The organism is Rhizobium pisi, from assembly GCF_003938655.1.
GTDB classification, from domain to species: domain Bacteria; phylum Pseudomonadota; class Alphaproteobacteria; order Rhizobiales; family Rhizobiaceae; genus Rhizobium; species Rhizobium pisi.
On record NZ_RJJT01000018.1, the window covers coordinates 64,019 to 79,034 of the forward strand.

Genomic DNA, 15,016 nt, shown 5'->3' on the forward strand with positions numbered 1-15,016 from the left:
ACCACCCACTCTCCATCAAGCAGGGACTATACCCAACCAACCGCCTTCAGACTATGGCCCCGACATCGAACGCGTCGCTTTCTCCCGGCACCAGTTCGAGGGGCCAGATGATGTCGCGGCCGCTGTCCGGATAGAAATCGCGATACGCTGGCATGTTGGCGAGAAGCATCCGGCCGAGATCGACGCCGAGATCGTACAGCGAAATTCGGAAGCAGCTCAGCGACGGCTGCAGGAACCGTGCGCGCGGAGCGTCGCGGAAGCCGATCACAGCAAGGTCGCGGCCAGGCAGGATGCCCGATTCCATCAGGCGGCGGTAAAGGCCGATCGCCATCAGCTCATAGATCAGGATCACCGCCGTCGGCCGCTCTTCGAGCTGCAGCAGTTCATGGGCCGCCTGATAGCCGCCCTGCTCGCTCGACTTGACACGGATGACGAGAGCCGGGTCGAAGGCAATATCGTGTCGCTCGAGCGCGCGGCGATAGCTTCCGACAAAGAGATAACCGAGATTGGCTTCGCTCGACGGCGCGGTGATCGCGATCCGACGGTGGCCGCGCGCAATCAGCCGTTCGACCGCGTGATCGGCCACGCCCTCGAAATCGAGATCGATCCATGGAAAATTCCCGGCCGAAAGGCTGCGGCCGAGCGCGACGAAGGGGATCTTGGCCCGCGATAGAAAGTCGATACGCCGGTCGACGCGTTGCGTATCCGAGATGATCATCGCATCGACGATGCGCCGCGCCACCATTCGCTTCAGATATTCGTGCGGGTCCTCATCGCTCGGGCAGGGCAGCATCACGAGGTCGAGCTTGTGGCGGGCAAAGACGCTCTGCAGACCGCTGGTGACGCCGAGGAAGAAGTTGTCGGCATTCTCAACCGTCTCTTTGCTGGATTCGATCATCAACCCGATGACCTTCGTCTCTCCTTGCCGCAGGCTCCGCCCAGACTGGTTGGCGACATAGCCAAGTTCCTCGGCCGCAGCCAGCACGCGCCGGCGGGTTTCCTCGTTCACGTCAGGTTTGCCGTTCAGCGCGCGGGAGACCGTGCCGATCGAAATATCCAGGTGTTCGGCAAGCTGGCGAATCCCTGTCATTGCTGACGATTTTCCTCCGATCCGCACTTTCGCATCGACCTCTATTGACATCTCAAAATATTTCCGCCTACATTCGTAAACGTTTACGGAGTGCGTGTCACCAGGAGAGTTGGCGCCATTCCCTCGGAGGAAATCGTGAAATTCAGAGCCATTTTGTGCGGGTGCGGAGCTATGTCCAAAGGTTGGTTGCGCGCCATTGCGTCCAACCCCGTCCTGGCAGATTCCATCGCCATCGTCGGCCTCGTCGACCTGAACCGGGAGACCGCGGAAAACCTCGCAGCCGAGTTCGGCCTTGAGGGTGCCGTCATTGGTTCGGACCTCTCCGACGTCATCGCCGCGACGAAGGCCGACCTGGTCTTCGACATCGTCATCCCGTCCGCTCGTTACGACGTCGTTTCGACGGCTCTCACGGCCGGCTGCCACGTACTCAGCGAAAAGCCGATGGCTGCTTCACTTGCCGAGGGCGCCGCGCTGATCGATCTCGCGGCAGAAACCGGCCGCATTCACGCTGTCATCCAGAACCGCCGCTTCATATCGGGCATCCGGCGCCTGCGCCGTTTCGTCGAGAGTGGGGCGATCGGCGAACTCACCGGCATCCACTGCGACTTCTTCCTCGCGCCGCATTTCGGGGGCTTCCGCGATGAGATGGACAATGTGCTGCTTCTCGATATGGCGATCCACACTTTCGATGCGGCACGCTACGTTGCGGATAAGAAGCCGCTCGCCGTCTATTGCGTCGAGCGCAATCCGAAGGGTTCCTGGTACAGGCACGGCGCTTCGGCCAATGCCATCTTCGAATTTTCCGACGACGTCGTCTTCACCTATCGCGGCTCATGGTGCGCCGAGGGCGAGCGCACCAGCTGGGAAAGCCAGTGGCGGCTTGTCGGCTCGAAAGGAATGCTCACCTGGGACGGCGAGGAAGGCTTCAAGGCGGCCATTGCCGGCGAAGAGCCCGGCCTTCTGCGTGGCGTTACTTGCGTAAACGTTCCCGGTCCGGAACGTGACGGGGAAACCCACGGCCACGCCAGCGTCATCGCCGAATTCATCGCGGCGATCCGCAGCGGCAAACAGCCAGAGACCGTCAATTCCGACAATATCAGAAGCCTTGCCATGGTCTTCGGCGCGATCGAAAGCGCCAAGAGCGGCCGGCGCATCGAAATTTCAGCATAGGATGAAGTGACGTGAGCAACCCTGCAAAATCCATTCGCATCGGCACCATGGTCAGCGGCAACAAGGGCGATGCCGCCGCGCGCATCGGCCAGATTGCCGACCTGGGCTTCGAGAGCTTCGAACCCTTCTTCTGGCAGACGACGAAGGGCCAGAACCTCGCCGAACTCGGCAAGCGTTGCCTCGATGCGATCGGCGACCGCGACATCACCATTTCGACGCTTGGCATGTTCGGCAACCCGCTGGAAGAAGACGCAATCGACCTGGAGACCCTGCAGGGCTGGAAGGACTGCATCGACAATGCCCACCACTTCGGCGCCACCTGCGTCGCCGGCTTCACCGGCCGCGTCCGCGGCAAGCCGCTGACCGACAGCCTGCCGCGCTACAAGCAGATCTGGAGCGAACTCGCCAAGCGCGCCGCCGACAAGGGCATCAAGATCGCCTTCGAAAATTGCGCCATGGACGGCAACTGGGCAAGTGGCGACTGGAACATCGCGCACAATCCCGATGCCTGGGAACTGATCTTCAACGAGACGCCGGATGACCACATCGGACTGGAATGGGAACCGTGTCATCAGATGGTCTATCTGATCGACCCCTTGCCGCAGATCCGCAAATGGGCGCACAAGTTCTTCCACGTCCACGGCAAGGACGCGACCATCCGCTGGGAGGTCATCAAGGAACACGGCATCTTCGGCAAGGAGAAGTTCGTCTTCATGCGCACGCCGGGCTTCGGCGACAGCAACTGGACCGACATCATTTCCGAACTGCGCCTTGCCGGCTGGTCGGGCTCGATCGACATCGAAGGCTGGCACGACCCAGTCTATCGCGACGAACTCGAAATGACTGGCCAGGTTCACGGGCTCAACTATCTAAAGAAATGCCGGGGCGGAGATTTCATTGTTGATCCCTGATCAACCGCCTAAGATGCGCCGCCGCCGGGCTGGGAGGCCCGGCGGGGCGCCATGACTGACTACTTGGTCTTTTCGCGGCGCAGCCGCTTTTTTGGGAGGAAAGCATGAAAAGAATTGCAACACTTGCGCTAGCACTCGGCACGGCGATGCTGATGACATCGATCGGCCATGCCGAACAGAAGACCTTCAAGATCTGGTGGTTCGAGGAGCCGACCACGGCTCAGGGCATTGTCTGGAAGAAGGCGCTCGAGGAGTTCAAGGCGAAACATCCGGACATTAACGTCAGCTTCGAGCAGAAGACCTTTCAGCAGTTGCAGGCCTCAGGCGGCATGATCCTCAATTCCGATCAGGCCCCCGACGTGCTCGAGTACAACAAGGGCAATGCGACCGCTGGCTTGGTTGCAAGCCAGGGATTGCTGACCAATCTGGATGCCTATGTGAAGAAGGAAGGCTGGGACAAGATCCTTAACGAAGGCGATTTTGTCCTAAGCCGTTATGACGAAAAGGGCATCTATGGCTCCGGCCCTGTTTGGGGCGTCTCGGTCTTCGGGGAATATGTTTCGTGCTTCTACAATATTGACATGTTCGAAAAGGCAGGCCTCAAGCCGCCGACGACGCTCGAAGAGTGGGTCGCTGACTTGGAAGCCTTCAAGCAGAAGGGTCTCACGCCTCTCGCGCTCGGTGCCATCGACACCAGTGGCCAGCACTTGCTTGCCTCTCTCGCCTACACCAAGGCCGATGACGCCTGGGTCCAGAACTATCAGGGTTTGAAGACCCCCCTCGACGGCGCGCCCTACCTGTATGCGGCGCAGACATTGGTCGACTGGGTCAGCAAGGGCTACATCAACAAGGACTCCACGGGCATGAAGGACCCGGACGCAGCTCTGCTCTTTACCTCCGGCAAGGCACCGATGTACGTCTCGGGCACGTGGAATCTTGGGACCTTTGCCTCCACCATCAAGGACTTCAAGTGGGGTCAGTTCGTCATTCCGACGCCGAAATTTTCAGTCGGCTCGACAGGCAATCTCTGGGTCGTTCCCAAGGGTAGCAAGAATCCCGATCTCGCCGCCGAGTGGATCAGCCTGACCTTGTCGCCGAAGTACCAAGCTGAACTCGGCAATGCCGGCGGCGTGCCGATCGCCGCTGATCTTTCCGCCATCACCAACCCCATTGGCAAGAACGCCGCAGCGGTTTTCAAGCAGATCTCTGACAAAAACGGCCTCGGCTTCTATCCTGACTGGCCGGTCCCCGGCTACTACGACGTGCTCAATCAGAAGGATACCGGTCTCTTCCAGGGCAGTCTGACTGCGGAACAGTTCGTCGAACAGATCAAGCAGGTTTACGACGACGCGCAGGAAAATCAGTAGCGCGACCTTGAACGCTGGGCTGCGCCTCTGGCGCAGCCCATTCTGGGAGGCTGAAGGAAGAATAATATGGCCATATCCAGCCAGCGATCGAGCGACGGTTCTCGAAGCTATAGCCTCTACCTCATCCCGGGGGCGATCGGCTTCATTCTGATCGTGCTCATACCGCAGCTTGCTAATATCGGGCTGAGTTTCACGGCATGGAAAGGCGTTGGCACGCCGCGACCGGTCGGCCTGCAGAACTATCATCGCCTGCTTACGGACGATCAATTCTGGGGATCGATGTATCACACGCTGCTGTTCATCGTCTCGATGACCGTGATACCTGTGTGCATCGGCCTGGTGCTGGCCGCTCTGCTGTTCGACTACGTCAGGGACCAATTCGGGGAATGGGTCTCGAGCTTCTTCAGGGCCGGTTTTTACTTACCGCAGATTCTGCCCGTAACGGTCGCGGGCGTGCTCTGGGGCTGGATTCTCAATCCCGTCGGTGTCATCAACATCACGCTCAAGGCCATCGGCCTTGATAATCTCGCCCAGAACTGGATCGGCGATGCGACATACGCGCTTGCTTCCGTCTCGCTCGTTATTGTCTGGATACAGGTCGGCTATTGTCTGGTGGTTTTCATGGCCGGTCTTTCGCGCATCGACCCTTCTCTCTACGAGGCTGCCGACCTCGACGGGGCAAACTGGTGGAGCCGGCTGGTGACACTCACCATTCCACTCCTGGCGCCGGAGATTTTCGTCGTTGTGCTGACCACGCTGATCGCAGCGCTTAAGGTCTTTGCGCCAATCTTTGTCATCACCGCCGGCGGCCCCGACAATTCCACCCTGGTGCCATCTTATCTGACTTACTACCACTTCTTCACAACGCAACGCGTCGGCTATGCCGCAGCCATCGCGGTCGTGCAAACGACTCTGACGATCGCTTTGGCTGTGATTTTCCTACGCTTCCAGAGCCAGCAGGAGTCGAAGGAGTAGATCATGGCTTACTCAGTTCTCAGCGATGGTAAGACCAAGGCAAAGGCGACGGCGGCAGCCGATCGCGCGCGACGCGATCCCATGCGGTGGGTGGTGCTGGCCATCCTTATTCTACTTCTCGCCTTTACGCTCTTTCCCTTTTTCCTTGCTCTGCTCAACGCCGTCAAGGCGAGCGCCGAATACGCAGTCGGCGGACCGCTTTCGATTCCTCGGTCGATCGATCTCACGGCGATCGAGAAATTCTGGACGGTGTCTGATTTCAGCCGCAAGCTCCTCAACAGCGTGGTGATCAGTCTCGCTGTGTCGGTGTTGGGGGTACTGATAAGCCTGTTCAACGCCTATGCGATTGGGGTCGGCAAGGTGCCGGGTTCGCGCGTGATTTTGGTGATCTTTCTTCTCGGCATTATGGTGCCGCAGGAGTCCATCATTTACCCGCTTTACTACATGGCGAAAGCGAGCGGCCTCTACGATACGCAGCTTTCCGTGATCATCATTTTCGCGGTCCTGCAAAGCGCTTTCGGGACTTACCTGCTCTCGACCGTGCTGAGTACCTTTCCCAAGGAAATCCTCGAAGCGGCGGAGATGGATGGCTCGACCCACTGGAAAACGCTGTGGTTCGTAGTCGTCCCGGTGCTGAGGCCGACGCTCATGGTCCTGGGAACCTTCTTTTTCATCTGGACTTGGAACGAATTCTTGATCCCGCTCGTCATGCTGGTGTCCAACAACAACCAGACGGTCTCGGTCGCCATGGGCCTCACCCGCGGTCAGAACATGTCGGACCCGGTGCTGCAGGCCTCGGCCGCTTTCCTGGGTATAATACCGACCGTGATCTTCTTCTTGATCTTCCAGCGCACGCTAACGCGCGGCATCGCCGCTGGAGCAGTCAAGTGACGACGTTTTTCACCCTTGACCATCTCATCGGTCCCGGTTGGGGACCAGCAAGGTTTTCGGTATGAGCCACGACATCCAAATCGAACTCTCGGGCGTCGAGAAGCACTACGGCGCCTTTCACGCGCTTAAGAACGTCAACCTTTCAATTCCGAAGGGCACTTTCGTGGCGCTGGTCGGTCCGTCCGGATGCGGCAAGTCCACGTTGCTCCGTTCGCTTGCCGGGCTGGAAAAAATTACCGGCGGCACGCTGAAGATTGCCGGCAAGGTGATGAACGACGTGCCGCCGCGGGCACGCGATATCGCCATGGTTTTTCAGAGTTACGCCCTCTATCCGCATATGACGGTGGAACAGAACCTGACCTATTCGCTGAAGATGCACCGCGTCCCCAAGGCTGAGGCAAAACAGAAAGCCGAGGAAGTCGCTGCCATCACCGGTCTTTCCCGGCTGCTCGACCGTTATCCGCGCCAGCTTTCGGGGGGCCAACGACAGCGCGTTGCCATGGGCCGCGCCATTATCCGCAACCCCCAGGCCTTCCTGTTCGACGAGCCGCTTTCCAACCTTGATGCCGCGTTGCGTGTCTCGATGCGCAAGGAAATCCGCGCCCTGCACGACCGGCTGGGCGCCACCTTCGTTTACGTCACGCACGACCAGGTCGAAGCGATGACGATGGCCGACCATGTGGTGGTGATGCGCGACGGCGTCATCGAACAGCAGGGGGCACCACTTGATCTCTACGACCGGCCGGCAAACCGCTTCGTTGCCGGCTTCATCGGTTCGCCGGCGATGAATTTCATTCCCGCGATCGTTGGGGATGACGGAAAGAGCCTGATCCTGGATTTCGGCGCGGTAAAGCAGACGCTTGCGATAGCCCGCGCCGTCGAGCCGGGGCGCAAGCTCGTCGCGGGCATTCGGCCGGAGCATATCGAGGTCGTTGCCCCCGGCCATGGCAGCTTCGACGTACCGATCGCCTTCGTCGAATCGACTGGTTCGTCGACCTTCATCGTCGCGGCGACCCAGCCGGAACTGACGATCGTCGAGTCGCGGCGCGACAGAGTCAAAACCGGAGAGACAATCGGGCTTTCGGTCGATCCGGCCCAGGTCCATCTCTTTGACGCATCAACCGAGCGCCTGATATAATATCCGTCGGGCAAGGGTGCGGCCAGCTTCATAAAACCATCATCGGCCTCTGCGAAGGGAGTGGCTCCGCACGATTACTCCCGCCATATTTGCAGCATCCGGATTTTTAAGATGACATCCTCCCCGATTTCCGCGCGTCTTTCCCCGAACGCGTCGCCCCGCCTCGTGGTGCTTGCCGAAACCGTCTTGAAGGCGGGGGACACCGCCCGGACCTCGCTGCGCCGGCGAACGTCTCAGGAAATGCTTGCCAAGGCGCCGCGCGACTATCAGACCGAGATCGATGTCGCCGTCGAGCGGATCATCGTCGAGGACGTGACCAGGGCCTTTCCCGATTATGCCATCCAGGGCGAGGAAGCGGTCGGCAACCGCACGGGCAGGCCGGAGACGCCGATCATCTATATCGACCCGATCGACGGCACCACCAACTACGCCTGGGGCATCCCGCATTTCGGCATGACGATCGCGATTGCCGAAGGCGGCAGGGTCGTCGCCGGCGTCGTCTATGACGCCATGCAGGACGAACTCTTCAGCGCCGAGATCGGCGGCGGCGCTTATCTCAATGGTGAGCGCATCCGCTGCGCCGATGTCGCCGACATCGAGAACGTGCTGGTCGGCGCCGGTCTGCCGATCCCCGGCCAGGTCAAGGCGATTGCGGAAGAGACTTATTTCGATGCCATCAAGCGCCTGATGGCCAACACGGCAGGCGTGCGTCGCCTCGGCTCGGCTGCGCTGTCGATCGCCTATGTCGCTTGCGGCCGGCTGGACGGATTCTTCGAAGATGGGCTCGCAATCCATGATTTCGGCGCCTCGGCGCTGATGGTCGAAGAGGCGGGCGGCATCGTCACCCGTTTCTCCGGCGCCAAAGTCGATGGGCGTGGCGATATCCTCGTCGCCAGCCAGGCGCTGCATCCGTGGCTGCTGGACGGTTTCCTCGTAAACGCGACCGCCTAGATCCGCAGGAGTTCTTCGATCTCCGCAGCGCCGGTTGCCGGCGCCGACTGATGAACGAGCTGGTTGTCGCGGTAGACGAAGAAGCTGGAAAAACTCGGCTCGACCTTCATTCCGGCGCGGCTCCGATCACTTGGCGCCACCATCGCCTTCAGGCGGGTGCCGTCGGCAAGATCGATATCGACCATCTTGTGGGTGCCGAAATCGACGCTGCGGTGGACCGTTGCCGCGTCCGCCCGGTCGGAAGGGCGGATCGTCAGCGCTTCGGGGCGGGTGGCAAGCGTGACCGGCCCGTCCTCGACGGGAACGGCAAGCGGGAAGAGCGCGTGCTCGCAGACGCCGTTGCTGGTACGGCTCTGGACGAAATTCATCGAGCCGATGAAATCGGCGACGAAAGCCGTCTGGGGCTGCCGGTAGATGATGCTTGGCGGCGCGATCTGTTCGGTGCGTCCGTCGCGCATGACGACGATGCGGTCGGCGAGTGCCAAGGCCTCGTCCTGGCCATGGGTGACGAACAACGTGGTGATGCCGAGGCGCTGCTGGATATCACGCACCTCTTCCCGCAGCCTTTCGCGCAGGTGCTGGTCGAGGCTGGCGAAGGGCTCGTCGAGCAACAGGATCTTCGGTTCGAGCACCAGCGAGCGGGCAAGCGCGACGCGCTGCTGCTGTCCGCCCGACAGCTGCGTCGTCATCCGGCGCCCGTAATCGGCAAGGCCGACCAGATCAAGTGCGCTCTCGACTCGCGCACGGATTTCCGCTTTCGGCAGCCGGCGCAGCTTCAAGCCGAAAGCGATGTTGTTGAAGACGTCCATATGCGTCCAGAGCGCGTGGCTCTGAAACACCATGCCGGTCGGCCGCCGCTCGGGCGGCAGACTCGTCACGTCTTTCGCGTCGATGCGGATCGTACCGCCGCTCGGGCGCTCGAAGCCGCCGATCATTCTGAGAAGCGTCGACTTGCCGGAACCGGAGGGGCCGAGCAGACAGACGAGTTCGCCGTCGCCCACCTCAAGCGAGAAGTCGCGAACGGCAAAGGCAGTTCCGAACAGCTTCGAAACGCCCTCGATCGCCAGATGTGCCATTCTCAAATCCTTCCCTAAACTGGCAAGCGGCGGCTCACGCGCCGAAGCCTCGTGCAAAGGCCCCGGTGCCGACCACGCGGCGCGCAAACATCAGCGCGATGAAGGACGGCACCCAGAGCATCACGGAGAGCACGGCGCCGTACTGCACGACGATCTGATTGTTGATGAAGCTGATCATCAGCACCGGCATGGTGCGGATCTCAGGGGCGCCGATCAGCCAGGCACCCTCGGTCTCGTAGAAAGTGCCGACGAAGGTGAGGAGCAGGGCTGCTGATATCGTCGGGGCGGCCTGCGGCAGCGTGATCGACCAGAAGACGCGGAGCGGCGTGGCACCGACATCGCGTGCCGCCTCTTCCATGCGCCGATCGACGTTCTGGAAGGCAGCGACCGGAATCCAGATCATCAGCATCAGCGTACCCACGAGCTGGATCAGCACGACGCCCCAGAAGGTGCTGATCAGGCCGAGCTGCAGGAAGATGCCGGCAATGGCGACAAGCAGGCCGAATTTCGGAAAGGCATGCGAGGCGAGGAACGACAGGAACAGGATGTTCCTGCCCGGAAAGCGCATGCGCGCGAAGGCATAAGCCGCGGGAAGGCAGATGACGGCAGAAAGGACGGTGACCGTCGTCGTCAGCCGCAGGCTGAGGAAGAGAGCGTCCCAGACATCCGCGCGCGCCAGGGTCTGACCCCAGAAACGCAGACCGAACTGCTGCGGAATCAGCGAGGGATAACGCCAGACCTCGGTGAAGGCCCATGTGCCGACGACGATGAGCGGCATCGCGATGAACAGTGTTAGCAGGCATGCGAAGAGCATGCCGATCCAGTCAAAGCGGAGGCCGATGCCCAATCTGCCCGCGCTCATGGCCGGGCCTCGCGGCTGCGGGCGATCGACCTGATATAGAAGATGCCGAAGACCAGGCAGAAGCCGAATGTAATGACGGCCTGCGTCATGGCGTTCAGCGGGTCGTTCATATCGGCGAAGGTACGCTGCATGAACGGTCCCATCATCTCCGGCGATGCCGGGCCGAGCACGTAGGGAAGGGTGAAGGCGGAGAAGATGCCGAGCACGGCGAAGGACGCGGTGACCAGCAGCGAATTGCCCATGCGCGGCAGGATAATCGAGATGAAGACCCGAAGCGGCCTCGCGCCGACATCGCGGGCGGCCTCGATCGAGCTGTTGGAAACGGAGGAAAGTCCGGCCGTGAGCATCAGCACCGTGAGCGGAAGATTGTCCCAAACGAGGCCAATGACCGGTCCCCACGGCGTCAGATAGGGCGTGCGCAGCTTGGGCAGGCCGACCGAATTCAGCAGCAGGTCGACAGTGCCGTTCGGCCCGATGGTCCTGATCAGCGCATAGGCGAGGATGATCGACGGCACGAACATCGGAAAGATCGCCAGGCCCTGCACATAGGCGGCAAGACGTCCCTGCGAGAAACGAAGGTAAAGCGCAATCGGAAGGCCGATTGTGAGGAGCAGGATGCCGCAGACGGCGGTGGTCCAGAGCGTCACCCATAGATTGCTGAGGCTGTAACCGTCGGTGAAGAAGAAGCGGTAGGAGGCAAGCGAGAATTCGGTCGCTCCGTCAGGACCCCTGACGAAGATAGTGCCGACGACCGCCGAAAAGATCGGAAAGATGATCAGCCATGCGAGCAGGAAAACCGGCAGGGCGACGAGGAGGAGCCCGATCGAGCTCCCCCCTTTCATGGACCGGTGACGGCGCAGTGCCGCCGGCGCAGCGTCGGCAGACATCAGGTGCGGCTGATGCCGGGAGCGACGTTGCGGTACCAGCCGTCGTTGATCGCCGTTTCCCAATTGCCGCCCGGGAAGGTCGGGATGGTCGATGGAATGACGTCGGCATATTTCTTGCGGAGGTCGTCGGAGATGTGATCCCAGGAGACGGCCGGGAAGCCGCCGATCTCAATGATGATAGCTTCCTGCATTTCTCTGGTCAGCATGAAGGCCGCAAGCTTCAGCGCCGCATCCTTGTTGACGCCGTTCGAAAACACGGTGAAGCCGGAGAATCCGCCGCAAAGGGCGAGATCGCCGAGCTGGACCAGGCCGGTTGTCTCAGGCAACACGCCCTGGGAGATGGCCTGCAGCACCTGATCCGACCAGACCGGCACCATGGTGACGACGCCCTGTGCGAGCAGCTGGATCGACTGGGTGTTGCCCGATGTATAAGCGCCCTTGTCGTAAAGCGAGGGGGCGAGATCGTTAAGGATCTTCCAGGCCGGCGGCAGCGCTTCGGTAGCAAAATCGGCGGTGAAATTGTCGATCTTGAATTTTTTCGGATCGCGGCCGTTGACCTCATGAATGGCGCGGCGAACGAAATTGCCACCCGAGCCGCCCTTGTCGGGTCTGTTATAGATGAACTGGCCCGGATTGGCCTTGATCCAGGTGGTGAGCTGATCCCAGCTCTTCGGCGCATCCTTCGGGTCGAGCTTGGTCTTGTCGTAGGCGAGCAGGACCTGCGAACCGCGATAGGGCAGGGAATAGGGCGTGTCGAAAGCGAGCGGGTTGATATTGTCGTAGCCTTCGACGTTCTCGGCCGAGAACTTGACCCAGAGGCCGGCGTCGATGCCGCCGGACGGCAGGCGCGGATCGAACACCTCGAAGAGATCGGCCTGGGGATCGGTCTTCGTCTTCAGCGCCGCGAGCGCACGGTCGGCGATGGCGCGCAGGCCATTGTTGTCGCCGGCATCGGTCACCTTCAGAACAACGCCCGGATGAGCCTTTTCGAAGGCGGGACGGATGATGTTGTTCCAGAGGTCGATGATGTTGGCATCCGAGCCGCTGTAGAGGTCGATCGTGCCGGCGGCGGCCGATGCGAAACGCGGAAGAGCCAGAAGACCGGCCGCAGCCGACGATGTGATCAGAAATTCACGCCTGTTCATAAGCCATCTCCATCAGGTGTCGAGGCCCTGCCTCGGAGGGTTGTCCAAGGCTTTGCTAGCCCCGCCGCGTAACATCGGCATGACAGGATGAAGGGTGCTTCAGAGAAATTGCACAGCTGTGCTTATTTCCGCCATATGGAAATCGGCGGCGGGAGACACTATCTTTCGGCAAACAAGGAGACACCCAATGACCGAAGAACGTGCAGTGCTCGCCGGCGGCTGCTTCTGGGGCATGCAGGACCTCATCCGCCGATACAACGGCGTGATTTCGACCCGCGTCGGCTATACTGGCGGCGATGTGCCGAACGCCACCTACCGCAACCATGGAACCCATGCCGAGGCGATTGAAATCATCTTCGATCCCTCAAGGATCAGCTATCGGGACATCCTCGAATTCTTCTTCCAGATCCACGATCCGAGCACGCGCAACCGCCAGGGCAACGATGTCGGCACGAGCTATCGCTCTGCGATTTTCTACGTCAGCCCCGAACAGGAACGCGTCGCCAGGGATACGATCGCCGATGTCGACGCATCGGGCCTGTGGCCCGGCAAGGTCGTCACCGAAGTCGTGCCGGCCGGCGATTTCTGGGAAGCAGAACCAGAGCACCAGGACTATTTGGAGCGCATCCCGAACGGCTATACCTGCCACTTCGTCCGTCCCGGCTGGAAGCTGCCGGCCCGCCAGAAAATCGCCTGACACTCTTCATGCCTGCCGGCCCAAAGGCGGCATGCATGGGCTGGCCCGTCGCCTTTGCCGAGCGGCCTGAACGGACTTCCAAACGTCAAGACGCGGTATGGCCTGCGATAACGCGCGTCATCTCATCGATGTCCTGATCGTGGATTTCGTGTCCTCCGCCGGTAATTCGGTGCAGTTTTGCGTTCGCAACGTCACGGGTGAAGGCCTCTCCGTGCTCGATGGGGAACAGCGGATCTGATGTGCCGTGGATTGCAAGAACCGGCGCCTCTATTCGCGACGCATGCAGCTTGGCGCCGCCATCCTCACCCAACAGCATGAAGTGGTTCGTCGCACTGACAAAGGACGGCGCACGCTCCATGTCGCGCGCGATCAGGGTTTTGGCCGACCGGGCATCGTGAGGATGCCCGGTGCCGGCAAGCATGGCTGCGTCGCGACGCAGGAAATCGGCAATGGCTTCAAGGTCGGACCAGTCGATGCTTTCGGCAGCCGCAGAGTGTTCCTTGTAAGCTGCGGTGGAGGAGGGCAGGCCGTCAATCCCAACCGGCGACGAGCTGATCAGGGTGAGCGTCCGCACACGCTGGGGATAGCGCAACGCGGCCTCCTGTGCCACGAAACCGCCCATCGACATGCCGACGAGATGCGCGGCTTCAATCCCATAGCCATCGAGAATGGCGACGGCATCGTTGGACAGATCGCTGAACGAGTAGTCGGGCTTACCCGGCGGATAATGCGTGGAAAGGCCAGTGTCACGCTGGTCGTAGCGGATGACGTAGCGCCCCTGGGCGGCGAGTTCCTCGCAGAACCTTTCCGGCCACCACAACATCGAGGACATCACCCCCATGATCAGCAGCACAGGCGGGCTGGTCGGATTGCCGAATGCCTGGGTTCGCAGTTCTGCACCCTGGAGTTCGACAATCTTTTCGGTGACGAGAGGCGACTTCACAGGTTCCATGGCAGAGCTATCTGATTGCAAATTGAAACTGGTTCCATCTTGCATAACTGATCCCACTATGCAATCTGTTTTCGACGAAATCGAAAATGCACATGTCAGGCCAAGGGAGAGGGAATATGGCATTGGATCGTGCCGACTTTTACGACGCAGAATTGGCGCGACATAATCGGCACCTTCGGGTTGCTGCGAATGTCGGCACGGAGGATCGGGTGCTCGATATCGGCTGCGGCGCCGGGCAAACAACACGTGAGGCGGCCCGCGCCGCGGCGCAGGGAGAAGCGGTCGGCGTGGATACCTCTGGGGAGATGCTCGAGGTCGCAAGGCGACGGAGCGCCTCGGAGGGGTTGCGAAACGTGACGTTCGAACAGGGCGACGCGCAATTCCACGCATTCCCGACGGCCGGTTTCGACCTCTGCATCAGCCGGTTCGGCGTCATGTTTTTCGCCGATCCGGCGGCGGCCTTTGCCAATATCGGCCGGGCGATGCGTCCGGGCGCGCGCCTTGCGTGGATGGTGTGGCAAAGCCGGGAGCGTAACGGGTGGTCCGACGCCATCCGCCAAGCCCTGGCGCCCACAACTGCGGATTCTGCAGGCGGTCCCAATCCGTTTTCGCTTGGCGATCCCGCTATTGCGACCGGCCTTCTGAACGTGGCAGGCTTTACCTCGATCGCCTTCGTCGACGTGCGGGAACCGGTCTTCTATGGACCGGATGTCGATACGGCGTTTGATGCGCTTAGCAACCTCTATCTTGTGACGGATGCGCTCGCGCGCACGAATGAACCGCCTGACAAACCGCGGCAGCGGCTGCGCGATTTGCTCGAGGTGCACATGACCCCCGAGGGCGTATTTTTCGACTCCCGCGCATGGATCATCACCGCTCGCCGGGCCGACGGATAGCTCACAGA

At 60.9% G+C, this 15,016-nt stretch carries 15 protein-coding genes; 9 read left to right on the top strand and 6 right to left on the bottom strand.

The window, feature by feature from the left end; genetic code table 11:
• Window positions 1-46: 46 nt before the first annotated feature.
• On the bottom strand, window positions 47-1,090 hold the full coding sequence (locus tag EFD55_RS23445) for a substrate-binding domain-containing protein (protein WP_125847896.1): 1,044 nt from the start codon (window positions 1,088-1,090) through the stop codon (window positions 47-49).
• A 135-nt stretch (window positions 1,091-1,225) separates the two neighbouring features.
• On the opposite strand from EFD55_RS23445, the gene EFD55_RS23450 reads away from it, so the two are divergent.
• The 7 genes from EFD55_RS23450 (at window position 1,226) to EFD55_RS23480 (ending at window position 8,493) form a co-directional block, all read left to right on the top strand.
• Window positions 1,226-2,260, top strand: coding sequence for a Gfo/Idh/MocA family protein (locus EFD55_RS23450; protein WP_125847898.1), 1,035 nt, complete (start codon window positions 1,226-1,228; stop codon window positions 2,258-2,260).
• Between the two features lie 11 nt (window positions 2,261-2,271).
• Window positions 2,272-3,171, top strand: coding sequence for a sugar phosphate isomerase/epimerase family protein (locus EFD55_RS23455; RefSeq protein WP_125847900.1), 900 nt, complete (start codon window positions 2,272-2,274; stop codon window positions 3,169-3,171).
• A gap of 104 nt (window positions 3,172-3,275) precedes the next feature.
• Window positions 3,276-4,538, top strand: a complete 1,263-nt coding sequence (locus EFD55_RS23460) for an ABC transporter substrate-binding protein (protein ID WP_125847901.1) — start codon at window positions 3,276-3,278, stop codon at window positions 4,536-4,538.
• 66 nt (window positions 4,539-4,604) lie between these two features.
• Window positions 4,605-5,513: a carbohydrate ABC transporter permease gene (locus EFD55_RS23465; RefSeq protein WP_125847903.1), complete on the top strand. Its 909-nt coding sequence runs from the start codon at window positions 4,605-4,607 to the stop codon at window positions 5,511-5,513.
• 3 nt (window positions 5,514-5,516) lie between these two features.
• Window positions 5,517-6,404, top strand: coding sequence for a carbohydrate ABC transporter permease (locus EFD55_RS23470; protein ID WP_125847905.1), 888 nt, complete (start codon window positions 5,517-5,519; stop codon window positions 6,402-6,404).
• 61 nt (window positions 6,405-6,465) lie between these two features.
• Window positions 6,466-7,542: an ABC transporter ATP-binding protein gene (locus EFD55_RS23475; RefSeq protein ID WP_125847907.1), complete on the top strand. Its 1,077-nt coding sequence runs from the start codon at window positions 6,466-6,468 to the stop codon at window positions 7,540-7,542.
• Between the two features lie 111 nt (window positions 7,543-7,653).
• A complete protein-coding gene (locus tag EFD55_RS23480) occupies window positions 7,654-8,493 on the top strand; it encodes an inositol monophosphatase family protein (protein WP_125847909.1) in 840 nt (279 codons plus the stop codon).
• Here EFD55_RS23480 and EFD55_RS23485 read toward each other — a convergent pair.
• From EFD55_RS23485 to EFD55_RS23500, 4 genes are read right to left on the bottom strand one after another with little or no spacing between them, the layout of a single operon-like run.
• On the bottom strand, window positions 8,490-9,569 hold the full coding sequence (locus EFD55_RS23485) for an ABC transporter ATP-binding protein (RefSeq protein WP_125847911.1): 1,080 nt from the start codon (window positions 9,567-9,569) through the stop codon (window positions 8,490-8,492). The genes EFD55_RS23480 and EFD55_RS23485 overlap by 4 nt on opposite strands.
• A gap of 34 nt (window positions 9,570-9,603) precedes the next feature.
• Complete coding sequence (locus EFD55_RS23490; RefSeq protein ID WP_125847913.1) at window positions 9,604-10,431, bottom strand: ABC transporter permease; 828 nt, start codon at window positions 10,429-10,431, stop codon at window positions 9,604-9,606.
• Complete coding sequence (locus tag EFD55_RS23495) at window positions 10,428-11,318, bottom strand: ABC transporter permease (protein WP_125847915.1); 891 nt, start codon at window positions 11,316-11,318, stop codon at window positions 10,428-10,430. The genes EFD55_RS23490 and EFD55_RS23495 overlap by 4 nt, the downstream gene beginning before the upstream one ends.
• A complete protein-coding gene (locus EFD55_RS23500; RefSeq protein ID WP_125847917.1) occupies window positions 11,318-12,463 on the bottom strand; it encodes an extracellular solute-binding protein in 1,146 nt (381 codons plus the stop codon). Before EFD55_RS23500 ends, EFD55_RS23495 begins: the two co-directional genes overlap by 1 nt.
• A gap of 187 nt (window positions 12,464-12,650) precedes the next feature.
• Here EFD55_RS23500 and msrA point away from each other — a divergent pair, with 187 nt between their 5' ends.
• Window positions 12,651-13,160: a peptide-methionine (S)-S-oxide reductase MsrA gene (gene msrA / locus EFD55_RS23505; RefSeq protein WP_125847919.1), complete on the top strand. Its 510-nt coding sequence runs from the start codon at window positions 12,651-12,653 to the stop codon at window positions 13,158-13,160.
• 85 nt (window positions 13,161-13,245) lie between these two features.
• On the opposite strand, the gene EFD55_RS23510 is transcribed toward msrA, so the two are convergent.
• Entirely contained in the window at window positions 13,246-14,157 is a 912-nt protein-coding gene (locus tag EFD55_RS23510) for an alpha/beta fold hydrolase (protein ID WP_458385855.1), read from the bottom strand.
• 71 nt (window positions 14,158-14,228) lie between these two features.
• On the opposite strand from EFD55_RS23510, the gene EFD55_RS23515 reads away from it, so the two are divergent.
• On the top strand, window positions 14,229-15,008 hold the full coding sequence (locus EFD55_RS23515) for a class I SAM-dependent methyltransferase (protein WP_125847921.1): 780 nt from the start codon (window positions 14,229-14,231) through the stop codon (window positions 15,006-15,008).
• The last annotated feature ends 8 nt before the right edge of the window (window positions 15,009-15,016 follow it).

What these genes read in the sequence shown, in the direction of transcription:
- EFD55_RS23445 (WP_125847896.1), bottom strand. Translation starts at nt 1,090, where the DNA reads ATGACAGGGATTCGCCAGCTTGCCGAACACCTGGATATTTCGATCGGC.
- EFD55_RS23460 (WP_125847901.1), top strand. Translation starts at nt 3,276, where the DNA reads ATGAAAAGAATTGCAACACTTGCGCTAGCACTCGGCACGGCGATGCTG.
- EFD55_RS23465 (WP_125847903.1), top strand. Translation starts at nt 4,605, where the DNA reads ATGGCCATATCCAGCCAGCGATCGAGCGACGGTTCTCGAAGCTATAGC.
- EFD55_RS23470 (WP_125847905.1), top strand. Translation starts at nt 5,517, where the DNA reads ATGGCTTACTCAGTTCTCAGCGATGGTAAGACCAAGGCAAAGGCGACG.
- EFD55_RS23475 (WP_125847907.1), top strand. Translation starts at nt 6,466, where the DNA reads ATGAGCCACGACATCCAAATCGAACTCTCGGGCGTCGAGAAGCACTAC.
- EFD55_RS23480 (WP_125847909.1), top strand. Translation starts at nt 7,654, where the DNA reads ATGACATCCTCCCCGATTTCCGCGCGTCTTTCCCCGAACGCGTCGCCC.
- EFD55_RS23485 (WP_125847911.1), bottom strand. Translation starts at nt 9,569, where the DNA reads ATGGCACATCTGGCGATCGAGGGCGTTTCGAAGCTGTTCGGAACTGCC.
- EFD55_RS23490 (WP_125847913.1), bottom strand. Translation starts at nt 10,431, where the DNA reads ATGAGCGCGGGCAGATTGGGCATCGGCCTCCGCTTTGACTGGATCGGC.
- EFD55_RS23495 (WP_125847915.1), bottom strand. Translation starts at nt 11,318, where the DNA reads ATGTCTGCCGACGCTGCGCCGGCGGCACTGCGCCGTCACCGGTCCATG.
- EFD55_RS23500 (WP_125847917.1), bottom strand. Translation starts at nt 12,463, where the DNA reads ATGAACAGGCGTGAATTTCTGATCACATCGTCGGCTGCGGCCGGTCTT.
- msrA (WP_125847919.1), top strand. Translation starts at nt 12,651, where the DNA reads ATGACCGAAGAACGTGCAGTGCTCGCCGGCGGCTGCTTCTGGGGCATG.
- EFD55_RS23510 (WP_458385855.1), bottom strand. Translation starts at nt 14,157, where the DNA reads ATGCAAGATGGAACCAGTTTCAATTTGCAATCAGATAGCTCTGCCATG.
- EFD55_RS23515 (WP_125847921.1), top strand. Translation starts at nt 14,229, where the DNA reads ATGGCATTGGATCGTGCCGACTTTTACGACGCAGAATTGGCGCGACAT.